Raw genomic sequence first — 22,881 nt, 5'->3', positions numbered from 1 at the left:
CTCCGGTGGCCCGGCCCGCGGGCCGGGCGAGGTCCGGGGCCGCGGATGCGGCGCCGGACCTCCGTTCAGCCGCGGGCCGTCGCGCCCGCGGGTGCGACCGGCGCCAGCCGGTACGCATCGCCCTCGCGCCGCACATGACCGGCGGTCGGTGGCGGGAAGTGGCTGCCGAGCAGCAGGGTCGGGGTGCCGGCCAGCGAGTCGAGCATCCGGTGCCGGGTCCTGGCGGCGATTCCGGGGGCGATGTCCACGCAGCTGCAGAGTTCCGGATGCCCTATCTGGACCGGATGGTGGACGCTGTCGCCGCTGATGAGCGCCCTCTCGCCCCGGCTTCGCAGCTCCACCGTCACCTGGCCCGGAGTATGGCCGGGGCTGGGCAGCAGGCGGACGCCCGGGGCGATGTCCGTGCCCCCGTCCGCGATGTCGACGAGGTCGAGGAGACCCGCGTCCCGGACGGGGTGCACCGAGTCCCGGAACATCTGCTGCCGCGCCTCCTCCATCTCGACGCCTGCCCAGTAGTCCCATTCGGCTCGCGCGGTGAGATAGCGCGCGTGAGGAAAGGTGGGAACCCAACTGCCGCCTTCGGAGCGCGTGTTCCAGCCCACGTGGTCGGCGTGGAGGTGGGTCATGATGACGATGTCCACCGTCTCCGGTGCGAAGCCTGCCGCCGTCAGCCGCGCTTCGTAGTCGCTGTTCAGGTTGTGCCAGGCGGGGTTGGCGCGCCGCTTCCCGTTCCCGATGCCCGTGTCGACGAGGATCCGCAGCCCGTCCACCTCGACCGCGAAACTGTGGCTCGCCAGCCGGAGGACGCCCGCTTCGTCGGCGAAGTCCGGGCGCAGCCACGGGGTCCGGGACACGACGTCCGCGGTCGCCCCTGGCAGCAGCCAGGGGCCGGTCGCGGCAGGGAGGGCCGTCTCGTCGATACGCAGCACCGCGCGGTCGCCCACGGACCAGGTCGGGGGCTGCGCGGTGGCGGCGGCACGGGGATGCGAGGTTTCGGACACGGAGATCTTCCCTTGGGTGAAGTAAAAGCAACTGCTTTGCTTTAAGGCACCGTAGACCCTGAGGTCATCTAAAGCAAACGATTCGCTTTTAGCGCGGTCATTGGCCATGCCCTGGTTCCCGGGGCGAAAGCCCCCCGGCACACCGGGCACCTGCCGCCCGCCGGGCAGGCAAGGAGGGAGGGAGGGAGGGAGGGAGGGAGGGAGGGAGGGAGGGAGGGCTAGAAGCAACGTATTCGCATTAAGGTGGAGCGTATGAGCCCCAAGCCCATGACGCGCCCGGGCGGACGCAGTGCCCGTGTGCAGGAGTCCGTTCATGCCGCGGTCCGCGAACTCGTCGGCGAGACGGGCCGCGAAGCGATGACCATCCCCCTGGTGGCCGCCCGGGCCGGTGTGACCCCCTCCACGATCTACCGCCGCTGGGGCGACCTGCAGGAACTCCTGTCCGACGTCGCGGTCGAACGGCTCAGGCCGGAGACCGACCCCGTCGATCTCGGCAGCCTGCGGGCCGACCTCGACGCGTGGGCGGAGCAGTTCCTCGACGAGATGGCCTCCCCGCCCGGGCGTGCGTACATCAGGGATGCGCTCCTCGGCGATCCGGGCGGCGCCAACGCCGGCCGGTGCTCCGCCTACGCCGCGGAACAGATCGACGCCGTACTGAACCGTGCGACGCGGCGCGGAGAGGCCGCGCCCGACACGGAACGGGTGATCGACCGGGTCGTGGCGCCGATGATGTACCGCATCCTCTTCCGCCCCGGCCCACTGGACGCCGCGTACGCGCGCGAACTCGTGAGCAACGCCCTCGACCGGCCCTGACGGCGCACACCGCGCCGGAACCACCGCGCAGGACCGGCCGGGGTCACGGCGCTCCGCCCTCGGTATCACCGCTCCCCGCGCCGGCCAGGATCGCGCTCGCGACCACGTCGAAGAGGTGGTCGGCGCGGGGTGCGAGCGAGGGCTGGTCGCCGAGCCACGCGAGCGCCGCGATCAGCGCGAAGAGGTCGGTGCCGTCAATATCGCGCCGCGCCGCGCCTGCGGCCTGGGCACGGGTGAGGAGCCGCGCGCCGGCTGCGCGCAGGGTGACGCACGAGGCGTGGAGTGCGGATTCGGGTTCCTCGATGGCGGCGGCCATCAGCACGGTCACGCCCCGGTACTCGGTGGTCCAGGCGACACAGTCGCGCACCCACGTCACGAGAGCGTCCTTGGGCGAGTTCGACCCTTCGAGCTCGCCCGCCTCCGCCGTCAGTTCGTCGAAGCTCGTGCGGAGCAGGGCGTCGAGCAGTGCCTCGCGGGTCGGGAAGTGGCGCAACAGCGTCGCGAGTCCGACGTCGGCCCTGCGTGCGATGTCGCGCAGGGACACATCGACGCCTTGCTCGGCGAGGGCGGTGCCCGCTACGGAGAGCAGGTGGTCGCGGTTCTTCCTGGCATCGGCCCGCATCTGTCCCCTTGACTATCCGGATCAGTGGTCCATATATTCGGATCAGCGATCCGGATATATGGAGCGCTGATCCAGATAAGTCTATCCCGCAGTGCGGGAAGGAGAGCACGATGCCGGCAGACACGATGAGAGCGGTCAGGCTCCATGAGCACGGCGGACCTGAAGTCCTGCGCTGCGACGAGGTGCCGGTTCCCGAGCCGGGGCCGGGTGAGGTGCTCGTCCGCGTTCACGCGGTCGGCGTCAACCCGCCGGACTGGTACCTGCGCGACGGTATGTCCAACCTGCCTCCCGAGACGAGGCCGGCGTTCAGCCTGCCCGTGATTCCCGGGACGGACCTGTCGGGCGTCGTCGAGGCCGTCGCCGCCGATGTGGACGGCCTCGCCGCAGGTGACGAGGTCTTCGGTCTCCTCCGCTTCCCCAGCTTTGACGGCAACACCTACGCCGAGTACGTGGTCGCGCCCGCCGCGGACCTCGCACGCAAGCCGGCCCGTATCAGTCACGTGCACGCGGCGGGCGCGCCCATGGCCGGGCTCACCGCGTGGCAGTTCCTGATCGAGCTCGGACACGACCACCCCTCCCCCTTCCAGGCGGCGCGGCATCGCCCGGTGCCACTCGGCTCCGGCACGACGGTGCTCATCAACGGCGCCGCAGGCGGCGTGGGGCACTTCGCGGTGCAGCTGGCGAAATGGAAGGGCGCCCATGTCATCGCGGTGGCGTCGGGTGCGCACGAATCGTTCCTCAGGGAGCTCGGCGCCGACGAGTTCATCGACTACACCCAGAGCCGTCCCGAAGAACTCGTACGGGGCGCCGACCTCGTCCTCGACACCGTCGGCGGCCCGCGCAGCAGCCGCTTCCTGCCCGTACTCAGGCGCGGCGGCTCCCTGTTCCCCGTGTTCTTCGGCGCATTCGACGAAGCGGAGACGGCGAGGCTGGGCGTCACGGTCACCGGCACCCAGGTCCGCTCGAACGGCGCGCAACTCGCTGAACTGGGGCGCCTGCTCGACACGGGCACGGTCCGCACCGCGGTCGACAGTACGTTCGCACTCGCGGACGCCCGGGCAGCGCACGAACGCGCCGCCCGGGGGCACATCCAGGGCAAGATCGTGCTCACCGTCCCTTAGGCGGGCCGTCACGGCGCCGAAACGGAGCGCCCGGGGTGCGTCCGGCGTGAGCGGTCGGGCGTAAGGCGGCGCGCCGTCACGTCCTCCGTCATCCCGGCGCGCACCGGATGGCCGTGTACTGGCTGTCCGTCGGCCCGGCCCGCACCCGTCCGTTCGTACCCGGACCGCATGCGCCCCGAGCGCGGTTCAGCGGCCGAAGCGGACCCGTACCTCCCGCGGCCCCCGGGTGAACACCCCCTGCTCGACCGGCGGCACACCGTCCGCGAGCCGCATGTCCGGCATGGCGTCCAGGAGTTGGCCGACACCGGTCGCCACCTCGGCCCTGGCAAGCAGCGCACCCACGCAGAAGTGCCGGCCCAGCGCGAAGGCCAGGTGGTCGGCTGCCGCCGAGAAGGCGGTGGCCGACGACAGGTCGGTGCGGAAGATGTCGAACCTGTCGGGGTCCTCGTACCGCTCACCGTCGCGGTTGGCCGAGCCGATCAGACAGGTCACCGTGGCCCCCGCCGGGACCGTGCCACCGCTGAGAGTGACCTCATCGGCGGTCTGCCGCATGATCATGTGGACGGGCGGGGTGAAGCGCAGGGTCTCCGCGAAGGCCCGGTCGATGAGGGTGCGGTCGGCCCGTACGGCTTCGAACTGCTCCGGGTGGGAGAGCAGGTTGGCGAAGATGCTCGCGATGGCTTTGTCGGTGGTCTCACCGCCGGCCGCGAGCAGCAGGCTGCAGAAGGCCTTGATGTCCTCGTCGCTCATCCGTACCCCGTCGACCTCGGCCGCACAGAGCGTGGAGAGCAGGTCGTCGCCCGGGTGCTCCCTGCGGTGCTGGATGACCGGGATCATGTACGCGGCGAACTCCCGGCGCGTACGCTCCCCCGCCGCCGCGATCCCGGGGTCCCCTGCCAGATTGCCGAGGAACGCGATCACCGAGGTGTACCAGCCGTGGAACCGGGCGTGGTCGGCCTTGTCCAGGCCCAGCATGTCGGCGATGACATCGACCGGGAAGCGGGTGGCGAACCCCTCCACGAGGTCCACGGTCCCCGACGAGGTGCCAGGAGCGGCCCCGCCGAGCAGGCCGCCGATCAGCTCGCGGGCGTTGCGCTCGATGACCGGCAGGAACTTCTGCTCCAGATCGCTGCCGCGGAAGGCCGGGGCGACCAGGGCCCGGCGGACCGCGTGTTCGCGCCCGCTGAGCTGGAGGATCGTCCGGCCGTGCACCGGTTCGATCTGCCAGTCGTAGTTGTCGGTGGTGAAGGCCCCCTCGCGGTCCTTGAAGACCCGCTCCACGTCCTCGTACCGCGAGACGACGTAGCTCTGCATGGCCTCGTGCCGGAACAGCGGGACCGACTCGCGCAGGGCGCGGTAGACGGGGTACGGGTTCGCCGCGAACTCGGGCGAGAGGATGTCCGGGATGTCCTGGGCGGTGGCCATGGCACTCCTCGTGTGGCGGGGCTCCGGAACCGTGACAGCGTGTGCCGACACGGTAGTTGAACCGCCGGGCTCCGGCCGCCCGGCGGCGAACACCGTGCCGGTGATGCCGCCCCGAGCTGCGCCGCCGCGTGCGCACCGGCCGCCGCGGTCAGGCCGGGCGGGGTGCCTGCCGGGGATCACGCCACCCGGCCGCTTGGCATGATGGGCTCCGGTCGGGCGGCTGGCGGCCGACCGGAGTACCGAGCACGAGGGAGCCCCTGTGGCGCGCCATCTGATCGTCGTGGACCCGGCAGGCGCGGGCGACCACCGCACCATCGGCGAGGCGCTGAACGCGGCGCGCGGCGGATCGGTGATCAGCGTCAGGGCGGGACGGTACGAGGAAAACCTGGTCGTCACGAAGCTGGTCACCGTGGTGGCCCACGAGCCGGGCGCCGTCGTCGAGATCTCGCCCCGTGACGGCAGCGCCGTGCAGGTGCTGGCCGAGGCGGTGAAGCTCTCGGGGCTGCGGCTGGTCGCGGGCGGGGGCGGCGACGGCGACGAGCCGGTCGTGGACGTACCGCGCGGTCAGGCCGCCCTGGAGGAGTGCGAGGTGACCGGCAACTCCTGGACCGCCCTGCTCGCCCGCGACGAGGGCTCGCTGGCCATCCGCGACACCACGGTGAGCAATCCCGCGGGTGCGGGGATCGTCGACCTGTCGTCGCGTACCAGCGTGGTCGAGCACTGCGTACTGGAGCGGCTGGGCAGTTCGGGGATCGTGCTGGGCGAGGACGCGGCCACGGAGGTGCGCGGCTGCACGGTCCGGGACGCCGGGGGCAACGGTGTGCTGGCCAACGGCCGGGCACGCGGCTCGTTCACCGACGTCACCGTGGAGCGGACGGTGAAACCCGGTATCGCCGTGGAGGAGAACGCAGCCACCCGGTTCACCGATGTGCGGGCCGTCGACTGCGTGATCGGCTTCCATATATCGACGGCCGCGCAGACCGTGCTGACCGACTGCGCGGCCACCGGGTCCACCACCCACGGCGTCACCCTGTCCGGCGCCACCGACCCCGAGCTGATCCGGCTGCGCGTGGACCGGCCCGGCGGCCACGGCATCGCGGTCACGGGACGCTCGCGCGGCACGTTCACCGACGCCCGTGTCACCGGGGCCCGTTCGGCCGGGGTGCTCGTCCAGGACGGTTCGTCCACGGTGCTGATCCGTACCGAGGTGGCCGGCGGAGCCGCGGACGGCATCCTGCTCACCGGCTCCGGCACCGCCCGGCTGGACCGGGTATCGGTCACCGGCGCGGCCGGGCACGGGATCGTCGTCGCGGACGGCGCGGACCCGGTGCTGCGCCGGGTCGAGGTGACGGACACCGGCGGGCACGGCATCGACGTACGGGACGGGGCCCGCGGGAAGGGCGAGGCCTGCACGGTGACGTCCGCGGGCGGCAGCGGTATCCGCGCCGATGCCGCCCGCCCCTCCTTCCAGGGCACGGCCGTACGCTCCGCGGCGCGGGCCGGGATCACGGTCCTGGCGGGCGGCGACGTCACGCTGGTCGACTGCGAGATCGAGGCGTCCGGCACCGACGGGATCGAGCTGGACGGCGCCGGAGCCGGGATCACGGCCGTACGGGTCCGGGTGCGCGGTTCGGGACGGCACGGGGTGAACCTCGGGGCGGAGGCGAGCGCCGAGCTGACGGAGTGCCTGTTCGCCGCGGGCGGCGGGGACGGGCTGCGGACCGTCAGCGCGCTGCGCGTGCGGGCCGCCGGGTGTGCGGTCACCGGGAACAAGGGAGCGGGCGTACGCCGCGGGTCCACCGCGGGCGAGCTGGTACTCGACCGGCTGACCAGTGAGGAGAACGGCGAGCCCGACATCACCGGCGCGGGCGGCGGCCCGGCGGGCGCCCCCGGCGACGCGCGGGGCCCGCTGGCCAGGCTGGACGAGCTGGTCGGGCTGGGCGCCGTGAAGGAACAGGTCGCCACCCTGGTCAACCTCAACCGGCTGGCCGAACGCCGCAGGGAGGCGGGGCTCCCCGTCCCGGCCACCGCCCGCCACCTGGTCTTCGCGGGCCCGCCCGGCACCGGCAAGACCAGCGTCGCGCGGCTGTACGGAAGCATCCTCGCGGCCCTCGGCGTCCTGCGCTCCGGCCATCTGGTCGAGGTGGCCCGCGCGGATCTGGTGGCAAAGGTGGTCGGCGGTACCGCCATCAAGACCACGGAGGTCTTCGAACAGGCTCTGGGCGGCGTGCTGTTCATCGACGAGGCGTACGCGCTGACCCAGGGCGGCTCATCGGGCGGCGGCGCCGACTTCGGGCGGGAGGCGGTCGACACGCTGGTCAAGCTGATGGAGGACCACCGGGACGACGTCGTGGTCATCGCGGCCGGCTACTCCTCCGAGATGCACACCTTCCTGGCCTCCAACCCGGGCCTCGCCTCCCGTTTCAACCGTACGGTCGAATTCGAGAACTACACGGTCCCCGAGCTGATCACCATCGTCCGGCTGCTCTGTGAGCAGAACCGGTACACGCTGGGCGACGAGACCGAGCGGGCGCTGGCCGTGCGCTTCGAGCGGATGCACAAGGACGCCTCGTTCGGCAACGCCCGCGCGGCCCGCAAGGTCTTCGAGGAGCTGATCGACCGGCAGGCCCTGCGGCTCGCGGGGATGCCGGAGGTCTCCGAGGACGACCTCACCACGCTGCTCCCCTCGGACGTGGGCGAGCAGGCGGCGGCGGCCATCGGCGCCGGCGGGAGCGGGCCCGCCGACACCGGCAGGCTCGACGCGATCATGGCGGAGCTGGCGTCGCTGGTGGGTCTCGACGACGCCAAGTCGCAGGTGCAGGATCTGGTCAATCTGCTGGCGACGGCCCGCCGGCGCCGGGCGGCCGGGCTGCCCGCCCCCTCGGTCGGCCACCACCTGGTCTTCGCCGGACCGCCCGGCACCGGCAAGACGTCCGTGGCCCGGCTGTACGGGGAACTCCTGGGCGCCCTGGGGGTGTTGCCGCGCGGTCAGCTGGTGGAGGTGGCGCGGGCGGACCTGGTGGGCCGCTTTGTGGGGCACACGGCCCAGCTCACCCAGGAGGTCTTCGCGCGGGCCCGCGGCGGTGTGCTCTTCGTGGACGAGGCGTACGCGCTGACCCCGGAGGGCGGCTCCGGCTCGGACTTCGGCCAGGAGGCCGTCGACACCCTGGTGAAACTGATGGAGGACCACCGCGACGACACCGCGGTGGTGGTCGCCGGATACGAGCGCGAGATGGACCGCTTCCTCGGCTCCAACCCCGGTCTCGGCTCGCGCTTCTCGCGACGGGTGACGTTCGGCGCGTACTCGGCGGACCATCTGGTGGAGATCGTGCGGCGCCAGTGCGACCGGGACGGGTACGACTGCGCGCCGGAGACGGTGGTACGGCTGAGGCGGCACTTCGAAGAGGTGCCGCGCGACGAGCACTTCGGCAACGCGAGGTTCGCGCGGAAGGTGCTGGAGTCGATGATGACGCGGCAGGCGGGGCGGCTGAGCCGCGATCCGGGCGCGGGGGCGGCGGAGCTGCGGATGCTGCTGCCGGAGGACCTGGTGGTGTGAGTGCCCGGTGGGTGAGTGCGTGGTGGGTGAGTGTCCGGGGTCCGAGCCGGTGGTGCGACGCGCTCCCGGCGTCGCGGCCGGCGGGGACGGGCGGACGGACGGCTGGATGCGGGACCGGGTCCGCTCGGCCCGGGTCGATAGGATCATGCGCATGCCGCCCCGCACCGTACAACTCCCGGTCGCAGCTGCCCTCATCGCGCTCCTCGGGGGCGCGGCCACCGTCGCGGGATCCGCGGTGCCCGCTGCCGCCGACGACTCCCCGACTCTCCCCGCCGTCTCGTCCGCACCGCCGGCGGCAGGCGGCTGTGTCCGGCCGTCGAAGAAGCACTCCGACCTGACTCCCTGGCCGCAGCGGTACATCGCGCCCTCCCGGGCCTGGCCCTCCGCGCGCGGCGCCGGGGTGACCGTCGCCGTGGTCGACACCGGGGTCGATGCCGACGGGGCGCCCGCGCTGGCGGGGCGGGTGACCGCCGGGCCCGATGTCGTGTCGGGCGGGACCGCGGGCAAGGACTGCATCGGGCACGGCACCTTCGTGGCGGGGATCGTCGCGGCCGGGCGGAAGTCCGGCGTCGGGTTCGCAGGGGTCGCGCCCGACGCGCGGATCCTGGCGGTCCGGGTGACCGGAGCCGACGGGTCGGCGACCGCCGACAAGGTGGCCGCCGGAATCCGGGCAGCGGTGGCGGGCGGGGCCCGGGTGGTGGATGTGCCGCTCGCGCTGAACCGCGGCAGCGCCTCACTCACCTCGGCCGTACGGGATGCGGTGCGGCAGGAAGCACTGGTCGTGGCCCCGGCGTACGGGCTGAGCAACTCGTCCGGGGACGCGGCCCCGGCCGCATATCCGGCAGCGCTGCCCGGCGTACTGGCCGTCGCCGGGCTCGCTCCCGGGGGTGGTCCCGACCAGAAGGCCGCGCCCGCGACGGCCCCCGGCATCGCGGCCCCCGGCACCAGCCTCATGAGCATCGGCCCGGGTGGAAGCGGGCACTTCAGCGGCAGCGGCGCCGACCTGGCGACCGGTTTCGTGGCGGGTACGGCCGCACTGGTGGACAGTTACCGTCCCGGCCTGACCGCCCAGCAGCTCACGGACCGGCTGACGTCGACGGCCTACCCGGGGGCGGCGGGCACCCGGCCTCTGACGGGCGCCGGGACGGTCGACCCGGCGGGCGCGGTGACAGCCGTACTGCCCACGTCGGCGCCCCGCACCGCTCGCCCCGAACCCGCACCGCAGCTCGCGGCCGGCACCGGGCACAGCGCCCACGCCGGCGCGTTCGCGGTGGCCGGTGGCGCGGCGGGGCTCGTCGCGCTGACGGCGTTCCTCGCGGTGGTGCTCCCGCGCGCACGGCGCCGGGGCTGGCGCGCGGGGGTCTGACCCCGGGGCGGCAGGGCTCCAGTGCCTCATCGGTCAACGTGGGAGGTTCGCAGGTTCGCACGTGTCGAGTGCGCTGACGGGGCTACGCCGGATCGCGCTGACGGCACCTCATAGCAGGGGCCCTGCACCAGTCACAGAGTGATGGGGAACCATGAGTTCCGGTCCCGCGTCCGAACGTGGCAAGGGAACGGAGCGGCCCCGGGCCGCTCCGGGTGGAACGCAGCCGAGAGGGAGATGAGAGTTCATGGGTCCAGAACAGGGGTCGATATCCGTCATGGCGTTCGGCTTGCTCTTCGGGGCCGTGGGCGGCGCGAACCTGTTCAAGGCGCGTTGGCTGCGACGCCACGGAGCGCGGGCATACGGCACCGTCGTCCGGCTGGCCAGGACCTCCGGTGAAGGCGGATCGAGCTACCACCCGGTGGTGCAGTACCAGACCGCCAGCGGTCAGGTGATGGAGGTCAGGTCCTCGCAAGGGAAGAGCCGGCGGAGCAGCGTTCGCGCCGGCACGCCTGTCACCGTCCACTACGACCCGGCCAAGCCGCAGCGGATGGCCATCGACGGCCACTCCGGCGGCGGTGGCATGGTCGCCTTCTGTGTCTTCGGAACCGTGTTCTTCCTGATAGGCGCGCGGGTGCTGTTGTCGACGGTGGCGTGACAGAGCATCCCGTGTCCGGCAGTTGATCCCGCGAGCCGGCTCCGCGCTGTGGGGCGGACGAGGATGCCGCCCACGCCGACACGGTCCGGCCGCTCGATGGCGAAGGCGGTCGCGGAGGCCCCGCGCGCCTGGGCAGGTCGTTTCACCGACAGTTCAGTACGGCCCCCGTCGTGACGTCGGCTCCGCGCCCGCTGCGTCAGACATGCAGGGTGGGGCGGTAGGTGAGCTCCTGGATATGGCTGTCGAGCGTTCGGGACTCGATCAGTTCCAGGTCGAAGTCGGCCGCACCCCGGAAGATCGGATTCTGTCCGGTCCGGCCGGTGACCACAGGGAAGAGGGTCACCTGTACGCGGTCGACCAGACCGGCGGCCATCAGCGCCCGGTTCATCGACAGGCTGCCGTGCGAGCGCAGCGGTACCCCGGACTCCTCCTTGAGCCGGGCGACGACGTCGACGGCGTCGCCGGGCACGACGGTCACGTCCGGCCAGTCGAGGGGGCCTTCCAGAGTGCTCGACACCACCGTTGCGGGCAGGCTCCTCATCCGTGTCACCCAGGGGTCACGTACGTCCGACTCCTCGCTGCTCGCGGCCAGCAGCTGTGCGAACGCCCGGTAGGTGTTGGCCCCGAGGACCATCCGCTGCTCCTCGGCGTACAGGGCGAGGCGATGGGCCAGAAGCTCGGGGCCCTGCTTGCCCCAGTAGCCGCTCCACCCGCTGCTCGCGGTGCCGAAGCCGTCGAGGCTGGAGAAGACGTCGAAGGTGTAGGCGGCGGTCATGATGCGCTCCTCAGGTGCGGCTGATCGCGTGGTGGGGTGCCGAGGTTAGGGGCGCGGCGCCGCGCCTGCCGGTAGACCCGCAGGGCCGTTCGGATCGCGGCCCGCGGACTCCCGAGTCAGCGCCCCCTACCTCGGGCCCCACCTCGGCATCCCGCTCCGCCTACTCCCCCGCTTCCCGCTCCGCCCGCTCGTCGCGCAGCGCCGTCTGTACCTGCACCGTGCTGCGGCGCGTGATGTAGAGACCCCGGCCGGGCGGAAGCAGCCTCGGCTTGGTGCCGGTGATGATCTGCCCCTCGGTGGGCGGGCAGGACAGCTGGAGCACCGGTGTGTTGGCCTCGACGAGACGGCGCAGCAGCTGGTCGGTCATCATCGAGCGGGACGCACCGTTGGCGCTGCGGGCCACGATGACGTGCAGCCCCACCTCGGTGCCCTGTGCCAGATACGGCAGCAGCGGGGTGAACGGGTCAGGTCCGCCGCTGCCGATCAGCTCGTAGTCGTCGATGACGACGAACAGCCGCGGCCCCTTCCACCAGTCGCGCTTCGCCAGCCGCTCCGGTGCGATGTCCGGGCCCGGCACCCGGTCGGCCATGGCGCGGGCGGAGCCGCTGACCATCTCCTGGAGCTGGGCCGGGCCGACGGCGTACCCGAGACGGTAGGGCTCCGGTACGGCTCCGGCCAGGCGGCGGCGGTAGTCGGTGACCATGACCCGGGCCTCGCCGGGGCCGTACCGCCGGGTGACTGCTTCGCAGACCATCGCGAGCAGGTTGGTCTTGCCGGACTCGGCGTCGCCGACCACGACCAGGTGCGGGTTCTCCTCGAAGTCGTGGCGGAAGGTGTCCAGCTGGACGTCCCGCAGGCCGATCGGGACGCGCAGGTCACCGTCCGGTTCGGGCAGTTCGGACGCGGGCAGGGTGAGCGGCAGCATCCGTACGGGCGGTGCCTTGGGCCCGTCCCAGGCGGCGGCCGTCTCGCGGACCAGGGCGTCCACGCCGTCCGAGAGGGTGTCGACCGAGGGGTCTCCGTCGATACGGGGCAGCGCGGCCAGGAAGTGCAGCCGCTCGTCGGTGAGCCCCCGGCCGGGGATCTTCGGCACGGTCGCGGCGGCCCGCATGTTGATCGCGGAGTCGACCGGGTCACCGAGCCGCAGTTCGAAGCGGGTCCCGAGCTGGTCGCGCAGGGCGCTGCCGATCTCGCCCCAGCGGGTGGCGGCGATGATCAGGTGGACGCCGAAGTTGAGCCCGCGGGAAGCGATGAGGGTGAAGGTCGGCACCAGGTCCATGAAGTCCTGGCGGATCGTGCTCCAGCCGTCGACGACGAGGAAGACGTCACCGTAGGCATCGTCGGCGAACTCACCGGCCGCACGCCTGCGCCGGAAGTCGGCCATGGAGCCCAGGCCGTGATCGGCGAACTGCCGCTCACGGCGGGCGATCAGCGCGGTGATCTCGGCGACGGTGCGGAGCAGCCGCTCCGGGTCGAGACGGCCGGTGACCCCGCCGACGTGCGGGAGTCCGGAGAGCGCGGAGAGCCCGCCGCCTCCCAGGTCGAGGCAGTAGAACTGCACCTCGCGCGGGGTGTGGGTGCGGGCGACGGCGGTGATGAGCGTACGGACGAGGGTGCTCTTGCCGCTCTGCGGGCCACCCGCGATGCCGACGTGCCCGCCCGCACCGGAGAGGTCGGCGGTCAGCTCGTCGCGCCGCTGGTCGAACGGCCGGTCCACGATACCGACCGGCACGGTGAGCGGTCGGCGCGCTTCGGGCGATCCGGGCGGGGGCAGCAGCAGATCGAGCGTGGGCGGTTCGGCGAGCGGGGGCAGCCACACCTGGTGGGCGAGCGGGCCCGACTCCTCCAGGCGCTCGACGGCGATGGTGAGCAGGCTGGCGGTGGCCTCATCGGCCGGAGCCGTCTCGGCGGGCGTGCCTTCCGGCTCGACGAGTTCACTCTTCGGCAGTTGCCTCGGCGGAACCCAGCCGGCCTGGAACGGCACGACCTGTCCGGCGACGACCGCCTGGCGTGCCGCGGGGCGGACGACCCGGTAGGGCCCGGAGACGAAGGCGGCCTTGAACCGGGTGAGCGTGCCGACGTCGTTCTTCAGCAGGCCGCTGCCCGGCTGCGGCGGCAGCTCGTAGGCGTCCGGGACACCGAGCACGCCGCGGCTCTCCATCGCGGAGAACGTCCGCAGCCCCACCCGGTAGGAGAGATGGGACTCCAGCTGGTGGATGCGGCCCTCGTCCAGGCGCTGCGATGCCAGCAGCAGATGCACCCCGAGGCTGCGGCCGAGCCGCCCGATCATGACGAACAGGTCGAGGAAGTCGCGGTGGGCGGCGAGGAGTTCACTGAACTCGTCGACGACGACGAAGAGCGTGGGCAGCGGTGCGAGATCGGCGCCGCCTTCGCGGGCCTTCTCGTACTCGAGGAGCGAGGCGTAGTTGCCCGCCTTGCGCAGGAGTTCCTGGCGGCGCATCAGTTCACCGTGCAGGGCGTCCCGCATACGGTCCACGAGCGCCACCTCGTCGGCGAGGTTGGTGATGACGGCGGAGGTGTGCGGCAGCCGGTCGAGACCGAGGAAGGTCGCGCCGCCCTTGAAGTCGACGAGTACGAAGTTGAGCGTCTCTGACGAGTGGGTGAGCGCGAGGCCGAGCACCAGGGTGCGCAGCAGCTCCGACTTGCCCGATCCGGTGGCGCCGATGAGCATCCCGTGCGGGCCCATGCCGCCCTGCGCCGACTCCTTGATGTCCAGGAACACCTGGCTGCCGTCGGCGGCGAGACCGACGGGGACACGCAGCCGGTCGCCGGACGCACGCCGTTCGTGCAGCCGGGTGAGGTCGGCGGAGTGCAGATCGTGGATGCCGAGCAGACCGGTCAGCTCCATGTCCTCCTGGAGCGGCTGCTCGGAGCGGGCGGTGGCGCCCAGCCGGTACGGGGCCACGGCCGCGGCCAGTGCCCGCGCGGCACGCGGGCCGAGGGTCTCGGGGCGGCCCACGGACGTCTCAGCGGTCTTGCCGTCCGGGTCGGTGGTGACCATCGAGAGGTCGTCGGGGGTGACGCGGAAGCGCAGTGTGCCGCGCGCGGAGGCCCCGTCGAGGGCCCCGCGTACGTCGAGGACCAGGGCGTTGCGGTAGCCGGGCCCGGCTATTCGCGCGCCGGCGGGGACCGCGGCGGTGTCCAGGACGATGACGGTGTACGGCTCGTCGCGGCTCGGTTCGGCGCCCGGCTCGAACGCCGGGCGCCCGCCGAACTCCTCACCCAGCAGCGGCTCCAGCTCGGAGACGGCTTCGGCGACGAGGCGGGAGGTGCCCGCGCCGTCGGTGTCGGACGGGTGCTGCGCGTGCGGCAGCCACTTCACCCACTCCCAGTCAGGGATCGCGCCGCCGTCGGCGACGACCACGACGGCGAGATCCTCCGGGGCGTGCAGCACGGCGAGCTGTCCGACCATGGCGCGTGCGACTCCGCGGGCGGTCTCCAGATTGCGCCCGGCCGTCGCGGCGCCCTCCGCGCCATGGGGTCCGGTCTCCTCCCCGGCCTTGCTGCCGGACAGCAGGATCACCCGGGCGAAGGAGCGCATCCGGACCGCGATCGGCTGCCCCGGCACCGTCGAGTACGCCCGGATGAAGCGGCGCAGCGCGTGTGCGCAGAGCGGTTCGAGGTCTTCGACGGGCTTGGTGGAGAGCGGATTGAGGGTGAGCGCGAGCTGACGGGTGCCGGTGGCGACCCTGATCTCGGCGAAGTCCTCATGAGTGGTGCGGCGCTCCCAGAGCCGCCCGCCGCGCACCAGCGAGGCGAGCGAACCGGGCTCGGGGTGGTGCCAGGCATCGGCACGCCGCTGCTCGTCGATGGCCTTGCGGATACGGCGGCGGCTGGTGGCCAGGTAGCGCAGATAGTCGCGCCGTTCGCCGCGCAGCCGCCGTTTGCGGTCTCCGGCCGCGCGGATGAACTGACTGATGAGCATGCCGACCGCGGACAGCAGCATCATCCCGATGGCGACCCACATCAGGATGCCGCTGCTCTCGCCGGGCCTGATGAAGATCAGTACCATGCCGAGCGAGCTCAGCGCCATGGGCAGATAGGTGATGACGCCGCTCATGGCGCTCTGGGACTCGGGCAGCGCGGGTGGTTCCTGGAGGGTCAGCTCGCCCTGCGGCAGCTGCGGGCCCGGCCGGCGCGGGGGGCGCCTGAACGTGACGGTGCTCAAGAGGGCAGGGCCTTCCTGGTCCAAGGAGACAGAGTTGAATTACCTGTGGGTTAACGGGCGGACAGAAACAGTTGTCCGTTGTGCCGCAGGAGAATTCCATCAACCACCCACCATTGACAGCCAGGCAGTTGAGCCGATGATCGGTTCGAACTCACGATAGTGTTCGCCCCGTTCCCGGGTCGACCCGCACCCCCGGACGGGAGAGAATCGAAACGCCGTGAGCGACACCACCGTCGGATTGTGCCGAATAGCCGTAAGAGCGCCTGAAAATTCCTATGAGTTGGGCGTACCGGTCGACGTACCGCTGGCCGACCTCATCCCCGTTCTCGTCGAGTACGCCGGCGGGGAGCTGCACGAGCAGGGCGCCGCCGATGGCGGCTGGACCCTCCAGCGGCTGGGCGCCGCACCCCTGGACGAGGAAGGGACCCCGCAGTCGCTGGAGTTGCGCGACGGCGAGACGCTGTACCTGCGGGCCCGTCACGAGACCCTTCCCGAAGTCGGCTTCGACGATCTGGTCGACGGAATCGGCGAGACGCTCCGGGCCCGGCCCGACACCTGGCGTCCCGCGCTGACCAGACGGCTGCTGATCGGTCTTGCCGTGGCCGGTCTGACGGCGGCTCTGTTCACCGTCGCGCTGCCCGGCCCCACCGGCTGGCGGGCCGCCGCTGCCGCCGTACTCGCCGTACTGCTGCTCGCCGGGGCCACAGCCGCGTCGCGCGCTGTCGGGGACGCGGGGGCAGGCGCCGCTCTCGGACTGATGGCCGTGCCCCATCTGGCGCTGGCCGGGGCGCTGTTGCCGACCGCCGGGCACGGCGAGTCCGTGTTCGGTCCGCGGCTGCTGGCAGGCGGCGCGGCGGCGGCCGGCGCCGCGGTCCTCGCGCTGGCCGCGGTCGGCGCGTTCGCCCCGCTGTTCCTGGGGGCCTTCACCGTCGCCCTGTTCGCTGCGGTCGGCGGCATCGTCTGCGCGGGCGGTGTGCCGTTGTCGCACGCCGCCGGCTATCTCGCGGTGGGCGCGGTCGCCACCGGAAGCTTCGTACCGGGTCTGGCCTTCCGCCTGGCCGGGCTGCGGCTGCCACCACTGCCGTCCAGCGCCGACGAACTCCAGGAGGGCATCGAGCCCTTCGAGGCCGAGCGGGTCCGGGTGCGCGCCCGGTCCGCCGACGACTACGCCACCGGCTGCTCCGCCGCGCTCGGGCTGATCCTCGCGGGCTGTGTGACGGCGCTGCTCACCGGGCCCGAATCCGACGGCTGGCCCGCGCCGGTCCTCGCGGTGGCGCTCGGCCTCCTGCTGCTGCTGCACACCCGGACCGTCGGCGGTGCCTGGCAGCGTCTGGTCATGGCGGTGCCCGGGGCCTACGCCCTGGTACTCGCGGCCTGCACGGACGCGGTCGGTACCGGCCTGCCGGGGCGGCTTGAGGTCACCGGCATCCTGACGGCCGCAGCGGCGGTCACGGTGATCGCCGCCTGGACCGTGCCCGGCCGCAGGCTGGTGCCGTACTGGGGGCGCGCGGCCGACATGCTGCACAGCCTGACGGCGCTCGTGCTGCTGCCGCTCGCAATGCTGCTGGCCGGGGTGTTCGGCACGCTGCGCGGCATCTGGGGCTGACGGTCCCGCTCACGATCAGCACACTGAGGAAGCAGAGCAGTGAGGAACCCCCATGCAGTCCAGGCGTGACCAGGTCCAGGCCCATTTGTTCGTCATGGGCCGCCTCTCCTCCGGTATGCAGCGCGCCGAACCGGACGCACCCGACACCCCGACCGCCCGGACCTGGCGCGGCATCATCTGGGGCCTGCTGGCCGCCTGTCTGGCCGCATTGGTCACGACGCTGTACGGCCTGATCTCGCCCGGCGGCGCGACGTCCTGGCGCACCGACGGCGCGCTGGTGGTGGTCAAGGACTCGGGGGCCCGGTACGTCTACATCGGCGGCACGCTGCACCCCGTACTCAACGAGGCGTCGGCGCGGCTGCTGGCCGGGGACAAGCTGTCCGTCCAGCAGGTCGCCGCGGCCTCCCTCGGGGACACTCCGCGAGGCACACCGCTCGGCATCGTGGGTGCGCCCGACGGCCTGCCGAAGGGCGCGCTCGACCGGGGCACCTGGTCGGTCTGCGCGGGCCGCAAGGACACCGGAACCGGAGGCACCAGCACGGTCACCTCCGCGGTGATCGGCGCCGAACCGAGCGGCAACGGGCTGGGCGCCACGGACGGCGTACTGGTGTCGTCACCCAATGGCGGGGTCCAACTCCTCTGGCAGGGGCGACGCTTCGCGGTCGACACCAAGCACGGTGCGGCTGCGGCGCTCGGCTGGGCGGGGACCACCGCCCCGTACCCGGTCGGTGACGCCTTCCTCGCCTCGCTGGTGGCCGGGCCCGACCTGGCGGCCCCCGAGGTGCCGGGCCGTGGCGGGGCGGGTCCGCGGCTGGCGGGTGCGGCGAGCCGGACCGGGCAGCTGTTCACCGGCGACAGCGGCCAGCACTATCTGCTGCGCAAGGACGGGCTCGTACCGCTGACGGACACCCTGCACCGGCTGCTGCTCGGTGATCCGCGCACCCAGGCGCAGGCGTACGGCGGCGACGCGGTGCACGAACGCGCGGTGGGCGCGGCCGACCTGGCCGCCCATCAGGTCCCGGCGTCGGCAGGTGCGGCGCTCGCCGCCGACCTGCCCGCGACCGCACCGCATCCGGTGTCGGCCGCCGCAGGTCAGGACGTGTGCGCCCGGGTCGCTCCCAGCGGCTCCGGGCACACCACGACGGTGGCACTGGTCGACGCCACACAGGTGCCGGGCGGGGCGCCGGACGCCGAACCGGGTGTACGTGCCGGGTGCCTGGCCGCGGACCGGATCTGGGTGCGACCGGGCTCGGGCGCCCTGGTGACGGCCCACTCCACGGCCGGCACCGGTTCCACCCGCTACCTGGTCACTGACGCGGGCGCCGCGTATCCGGTGCCCGGTGACGATGCTCTCAAGCAGCTCGGCTACCCGGTGAGCGAGGCGGTACAGCTGCCCGCTCGGCTGCTGGACCTGCTGCCGACCGGACCGAGTCTCGACCCGCAGGCGCTGGTGCGGGGCGCAATCGTAGGGGCCGGCCGGCCCACTGCGGAAGGTACCGGTAAGGAAAGAGTTGCAGGCACCCCGAATCAATCCGACGAACGATGCATCAACAATTGACGTCAAAGCTCAAGCGAAGATCAAATATCGATCCAGCAGGGTCAGTTGAGCGCTTCTCATGAGTATCGTGACGACACATGTCCGAATCCTGATGTGACCTGATGCGAATGGGGCCGACCATGAGTGATAACGCGCCTGGGCTGTTCAACCGGCAGCAAGTCGACGTCGACAAGGCCCGTACGGCCCTGGAGAACCACGTGGCCACCATGGCCCGTGCGGGTGCCACGGTATCGGCGATCCACGACGACGTACGGATGGCGTACGTCGCCGACTCCTCCAGCATCTTCAGCAGCAAGCTCCAGCAGTGGATGCAGTCGTACAACGACATCAAGGGCAAGGTCGACGCCCTGCACTCCTCGCTGACGGCGGCCGACACCATCCACAACACCAGTGAGATGGACGCCTCCCAGTACGCGAGCGCGTGGGACGGCGGCGGCAACGGCTACTACCAGGCCCTCTCCGGCTGATCCACGGCCAACTCGCGTACCCGCACGGCCTCTTCCCTCTCTCACATCTCCCGAAAGGACGACCGGACATGGCGGACGTCACACTCGAAGTCCAGCGTGCCAACGCGGCCATCGACGACATGGTCAAGGCCAACACGGACATGGTGAACGCGCTCCAGGAACTGCTCAGTCAGCTCGGCCCGCTCAAGGCGTCCTTCTCCGGTCAGACCGCGGCGGTGTACGAGGACTTCCAGAACCAGGCCAACACCGCCATACAGACGATGAACGCCCAGTTCGGCACCGGCCAGCAGGCCCTGAAGGAAATGGTCGACGGCCAGGTCGCGGGTGACAAGCGCGGCTCAGGGATGTTCTGACCATGGCCAAGGACGACGGCGACGACGGGGACACCGGCACCTTCAAGGTGACCGAGGGCTGGCTCAAGGGCGAGGCCCGCACCAGGGTCCTCGGGCTCCAGGGCTGGCTCCAGTCGGGCCCCGACTACGCGACGCTGGGCGAATACGCATCCGAGTCGGGCGTCCACAAGGGACTCCAGTCTGGCTCGGGCACCCTGGGCGCCGACGCGACTCTGCACAAGGTGTTCACTCAGCTCTGCTCAAGCCTCAAGACACAGCTGGACGCCATCGGGGACGGTTTCACCACCCTGTCGATCGACATGGCGACCGTCGACACCATTCTCCAGAACAGCGAGGACGACGCCGCCCTGACGGCGGCGGAGATGAACATGGAGCTGGCGAACGCCCTCAAGGAGTTCGGCGGCGCTCCCACCGCCCCTCCCAGCCCGTAACTCCGGTACGCGGCACCGTCCGACGTCAGCGCCGGGCGGTGCCGGACCGTCCGGCGCCTCCACGGCTCAGCCTCCGCACCGCGCAACCGTCTGCATCACACCCGTAAGGAACCCGCCATGGCCACCCCCCCGAAGCCGGAGGACTCCTTCCCCGACCGGAAGTGGGAGGACGCACTCGCGTTCGTCGCCCCCAAGGACGGGGATCTGGCCAAGGTGACCAACCGCACGGATGTGACCAAGGATCCGTGGTTCAAGACCGATCACGTGGCAGTCTCGGACACCAATGGCGACGCCGGCCCCCCCTCAGGCTATGACTACGGCTGGTCGCAGGGCTGGGCAGCCAGTGGCGGCAGCAGATACACCTACCAGGTCGGGTTCAGCCTGACGCCCGAAGTCGGGGCGAACGGCCCGGACACCGCGCTGTCCAAGTTCATCCACGAACCCTGGGCCATCATCGGGCCGCCGTTGAACACCTTGATCGGCAACTCCTCGACCAGCGTCGGCAGTTTCGACGACGGTGCGATGATGCTGCGCAACGTTCTCAATCACATGGATTTCCTGGAGAACGACATCAAGGCGTGGGTCAAAGACATCAACGTGCCGGACTCCGAGATGCAGGGCACGGCGGCCGGGGCCTTCAAGCGGGTCCTCGTGGCCGTGCAGCAGCAGGTGGCGTACCTCCACCAGGAGGTGGTGAACCGCGGGGACATCCCGGCTCTCATCGACAGTGCGCGGGTCAAGCTCCACGATGCGATGGCCGCGTTGGTCAACGCGGCCGACGCCTTCCGCAACGCCCCGGGCGGCTGGCCCGCCACTCATGTCCACGACGCGTTCTTCAACGCCATGGCCGGCGCGAAACTCACGTTCGGCTCGGACAGGGGTTCCGTCTCTCTCGACGTACCAGGACTCGGAGATCCGACGAAGCCGGAATTCTGGTCCACGCTGGAGCAGCAGTCGAAGGACGCCTGGCTGAAGGGGGTGGCGGATGTGCTGGACATCGTCGCCAAGCCCCAGATGGGCTACGTGCAAACCGCCTACCAGGCCGCAATCGACGTGATCCCGGCGGCTGCCCTCACCAAGCCGCCGTACCGCGATCTCAACGCACCGAAGCCGCCGGGCGACGACACCGACTCCGGTGACAAAAAGCCCCCAGGCGACGACACCGACACCGGCGACAAACCACCCGGCGACGACACCGACACCGGCGACGAACCACCCGGCGACGACACCGACACCGGCGACAAGCCGCCGGGGTCGGGCATCACCGGGCCGCCGAAGACCGAATCCGACGTCCCGCCCCCGCCGCCGCAGTCGAAGACGACCGGCCCCCCGCAGACCAGCGAGGGTGACGGCGCCGGCAACACGCTGCTCGACAAGAACAACCAGTCGATCAAGGACTCGAAGGGCAACGAAACCCAGATCCCGCCCGGGTCCCACATCAACAAGGACGGCACGATCACCGGGCCCGACGGCAAACTGCTGTTGGGCGCCGACAAGAAGCCCCTCATGGCTCCGCCGAACTCCCACATCGGCCCCAGCACGTCGATCGGCAACAGCAGCGGCAACAGCAGGACCGGCCAGCAGCAGCTGAAGGAGCAGCAGGAGCTGGCCGAGAAGCAGATCAAGCAGCAGAAGGTCAACCAGCAGCAGCAGCTGAAGGACCAGCAGGAACTGCAGGAGAAGCAGCTCAAGCAGCGGAAGGCGCAGGAGGCCCAGGAGGTCGAGCAGGAGAAGGCCTACCAGAAGGCCCTCTCCCAGATTCGCGGTGGCGCACGTACCGAGACCAGCGGCAACGGGTACGGGTACAAGACCGGAGGCGGCGGCAAGAACAAACTGAACCTGGAGGAGCTGCCGCCCCGGGTCAACGAGCGGCTCCCCAACGGCCGGAGCATCGGCGACCCCAAGACCTCGGTCTCGGAGCGCGTCCGGACCCGCACCTCGGCCGACGAGCCCAGTCTGGCCGCGGAGGAGTCCGCGGTCAGGCAGTCCTCCGCGATGAACCGCACGTCGTCCAACGGACAGCCGATGATGCCTCCCATGGGTGGCGGAGGCGGCGGCGGGGGCGGCGGCGAGCGGGACCGTGAGCGCCGCACCTGGCTGGCAGAGGACGAAGAGACCTGGGGCACCTCCCAGGCAGCAGCACCGGGAGTGATCGGCTGATGGGTAACGGATTCCAGGAACAGCTCGACGAGATGATGGGAAAGCTCGCCGAGCACCGCGATTCCCTCCTCGCGACCCAGCGGGAGCTGGCCAAGTACACGGTCACCGTGCAGTCGAAGGACCGGATGCTGACAGTCGTCGTGGGCGCCCAGGGCGACGTGCGGGAGATCAAGTTCCATACGGACGCGTACCGCGACATGGCGCCCGCCGAGTTGGGCGCGGCGTTGGTCGAGGTCATCGGCAAGGCCAGGGAGCAGGCCGGGCAGAAGGTCCGCGAGACCATGTCGCCGTTCCAGGGAGCGGGCGCCGCCATGCGCAAGTCGATGACGGGCGGCAGCGAGTTCGACGACCTGATGGGTCCGTTGCGGGAGATGTGGCCGGGCCCCGGGGGTCCGGGCGGCACACCGGGCGCCGGGCGGAACGGCACGGGCAAGGGGAAGGGGGGTGCCTCGGATGGCTGAGAAGATCACCACCATCGACCAGCTCAAGCAGCAGTTCGCCCAGTACCCGCAGATCGGGGAGCTGATCAAGCAGATCGGCGACTACCTGGCCCAGATCGACCAGATCAATATCGATGGCGGCGGCAAGGACGACGAGATCGCCAAGCAGTACCACGAGACCATCGACCCCGGTATGAAACACCTGCACGACCTGCTGACCCTGCTCAAGACCCTGGTCGAGCAGGTCGGGTACTCGGGATCCGACGTGATGGCCCTGTTCGACCGGGTGGAGGACGAAGCCAAGTCACTCGCGACCAGTTGGTCGAACGACTCCAAGTGATGA

The 22,881-nt window shown here is 71.4% G+C and carries 18 protein-coding genes; 13 read left to right on the top strand and 5 right to left on the bottom strand.

Translation table 11 applies throughout. The features are described from left to right. Positions 1 to 65: 65 nt before the first annotated feature. Positions 66 to 1,001 carry an MBL fold metallo-hydrolase gene (locus OG917_RS22315; protein ID WP_328319378.1) on the bottom strand — a complete coding sequence of 312 codons (936 nt, stop codon included), beginning with the start codon at positions 999 to 1,001 and terminating at the stop codon, positions 66 to 68. A 252-nt stretch (positions 1,002 to 1,253) separates the two neighbouring features. On the opposite strand from OG917_RS22315, the gene OG917_RS22310 reads away from it, so the two are divergent. Next, a complete protein-coding gene (locus OG917_RS22310) occupies positions 1,254 to 1,814 on the top strand; it encodes a TetR/AcrR family transcriptional regulator (RefSeq protein WP_328319377.1) in 561 nt (186 codons plus the stop codon). A gap of 43 nt (positions 1,815 to 1,857) precedes the next feature. Here the strand turns inward: OG917_RS22310 and OG917_RS22305 are convergent, their stop codons facing one another. Then, the gene (locus OG917_RS22305) at positions 1,858 to 2,436 is read right to left on the bottom strand and encodes a TetR/AcrR family transcriptional regulator (protein ID WP_328319376.1); all 579 of its coding nucleotides are present in this window, start codon (positions 2,434 to 2,436) and stop codon (positions 1,858 to 1,860) included. 110 nt (positions 2,437 to 2,546) lie between these two features. On the opposite strand from OG917_RS22305, the gene OG917_RS22300 reads away from it, so the two are divergent. After that, complete coding sequence (locus OG917_RS22300; RefSeq protein WP_328319375.1) at positions 2,547 to 3,557, top strand: NADP-dependent oxidoreductase; 1,011 nt, start codon at positions 2,547 to 2,549, stop codon at positions 3,555 to 3,557. Between the two features lie 186 nt (positions 3,558 to 3,743). On the opposite strand, the gene OG917_RS22295 is transcribed toward OG917_RS22300, so the two are convergent. Further along, entirely contained in the window at positions 3,744 to 4,982 is a 1,239-nt protein-coding gene (locus tag OG917_RS22295; protein ID WP_328319374.1) for a cytochrome P450, read from the bottom strand. Between the two features lie 259 nt (positions 4,983 to 5,241). Here OG917_RS22295 and OG917_RS22290 point away from each other — a divergent pair, with 259 nt between their 5' ends. The 3 genes from OG917_RS22290 to OG917_RS22280 all read left to right on the top strand — a co-directional run bounded on the left by OG917_RS22290 (position 5,242) and on the right by OG917_RS22280 (position 10,559). After that, a complete protein-coding gene (locus OG917_RS22290; protein WP_328319373.1) occupies positions 5,242 to 8,538 on the top strand; it encodes a right-handed parallel beta-helix repeat-containing protein in 3,297 nt (1,098 codons plus the stop codon). Positions 8,539 to 8,689: 151 nt separating this feature from the next. Then, positions 8,690 to 9,904 (top strand): S8 family serine peptidase, encoded by a 1,215-nt coding sequence (locus OG917_RS22285; RefSeq protein WP_328319372.1) that lies wholly within the window; start codon positions 8,690 to 8,692, stop codon positions 9,902 to 9,904. A 244-nt stretch (positions 9,905 to 10,148) separates the two neighbouring features. Continuing rightward, the gene (locus OG917_RS22280; protein WP_328319371.1) at positions 10,149 to 10,559 is read left to right on the top strand and encodes a DUF3592 domain-containing protein; all 411 of its coding nucleotides are present in this window, start codon (positions 10,149 to 10,151) and stop codon (positions 10,557 to 10,559) included. Positions 10,560 to 10,755: 196 nt separating this feature from the next. Here OG917_RS22280 and OG917_RS22275 read toward each other — a convergent pair whose 3' ends face one another. Together OG917_RS22275 and eccCa are read right to left on the bottom strand one after the other, a co-directional pair. After that, the gene (locus OG917_RS22275; RefSeq protein WP_328319370.1) at positions 10,756 to 11,334 is read right to left on the bottom strand and encodes a dihydrofolate reductase family protein; all 579 of its coding nucleotides are present in this window, start codon (positions 11,332 to 11,334) and stop codon (positions 10,756 to 10,758) included. Between the two features lie 160 nt (positions 11,335 to 11,494). Further along, a complete protein-coding gene (eccCa, locus tag OG917_RS22270) occupies positions 11,495 to 15,523 on the bottom strand; it encodes a type VII secretion protein EccCa (RefSeq protein WP_328319369.1) in 4,029 nt (1,342 codons plus the stop codon). A 217-nt stretch (positions 15,524 to 15,740) separates the two neighbouring features. Between eccCa and eccD the strand changes: the two genes are divergently transcribed. The 8 genes from eccD to OG917_RS22230 all read left to right on the top strand — a co-directional run bounded on the left by eccD (position 15,741) and on the right by OG917_RS22230 (position 22,878). After that, entirely contained in the window at positions 15,741 to 17,129 is a 1,389-nt protein-coding gene (eccD, locus tag OG917_RS22265; protein ID WP_328319368.1) for a type VII secretion integral membrane protein EccD, read from the top strand. Between the two features lie 52 nt (positions 17,130 to 17,181). Further along, on the top strand, positions 17,182 to 18,687 hold the full coding sequence (gene eccB / locus OG917_RS22260; RefSeq protein WP_328319367.1) for a type VII secretion protein EccB: 1,506 nt from the start codon (positions 17,182 to 17,184) through the stop codon (positions 18,685 to 18,687). Positions 18,688 to 18,806: 119 nt separating this feature from the next. Then, the gene (locus tag OG917_RS22255; protein WP_328319366.1) at positions 18,807 to 19,154 is read left to right on the top strand and encodes a hypothetical protein; all 348 of its coding nucleotides are present in this window, start codon (positions 18,807 to 18,809) and stop codon (positions 19,152 to 19,154) included. Positions 19,155 to 19,222: 68 nt separating this feature from the next. Beyond that, positions 19,223 to 19,507, top strand: coding sequence for a WXG100 family type VII secretion target (locus OG917_RS22250; protein WP_266853682.1), 285 nt, complete (start codon positions 19,223 to 19,225; stop codon positions 19,505 to 19,507). Between the two features lie 2 nt (positions 19,508 to 19,509). After that, the gene (locus OG917_RS22245; RefSeq protein ID WP_328319365.1) at positions 19,510 to 19,938 is read left to right on the top strand and encodes a hypothetical protein; all 429 of its coding nucleotides are present in this window, start codon (positions 19,510 to 19,512) and stop codon (positions 19,936 to 19,938) included. Between the two features lie 117 nt (positions 19,939 to 20,055). Next, entirely contained in the window at positions 20,056 to 22,098 is a 2,043-nt protein-coding gene (locus OG917_RS22240; RefSeq protein ID WP_328319364.1) for a hypothetical protein, read from the top strand. Continuing rightward, positions 22,098 to 22,559 carry a YbaB/EbfC family nucleoid-associated protein gene (locus tag OG917_RS22235; RefSeq protein WP_328319363.1) on the top strand — a complete coding sequence of 154 codons (462 nt, stop codon included), beginning with the start codon at positions 22,098 to 22,100 and terminating at the stop codon, positions 22,557 to 22,559. The genes OG917_RS22240 and OG917_RS22235 overlap by 1 nt, the downstream gene beginning before the upstream one ends. After that, positions 22,552 to 22,878 carry a hypothetical protein gene (locus OG917_RS22230; RefSeq protein ID WP_328319362.1) on the top strand — a complete coding sequence of 109 codons (327 nt, stop codon included), beginning with the start codon at positions 22,552 to 22,554 and terminating at the stop codon, positions 22,876 to 22,878. The genes OG917_RS22235 and OG917_RS22230 overlap by 8 nt, the downstream gene beginning before the upstream one ends. Positions 22,879 to 22,881 lie beyond the last annotated feature (3 nt).

It is taken from the genome of Streptomyces sp. NBC_00388 (assembly GCF_036061255.1).
GTDB lineage: Bacteria > Actinomycetota > Actinomycetes > Streptomycetales > Streptomycetaceae > Streptomyces.
Note: the sequence above shows the minus strand (reverse complement) of the source record. Positions and strands in the feature narration are given on the sequence as shown.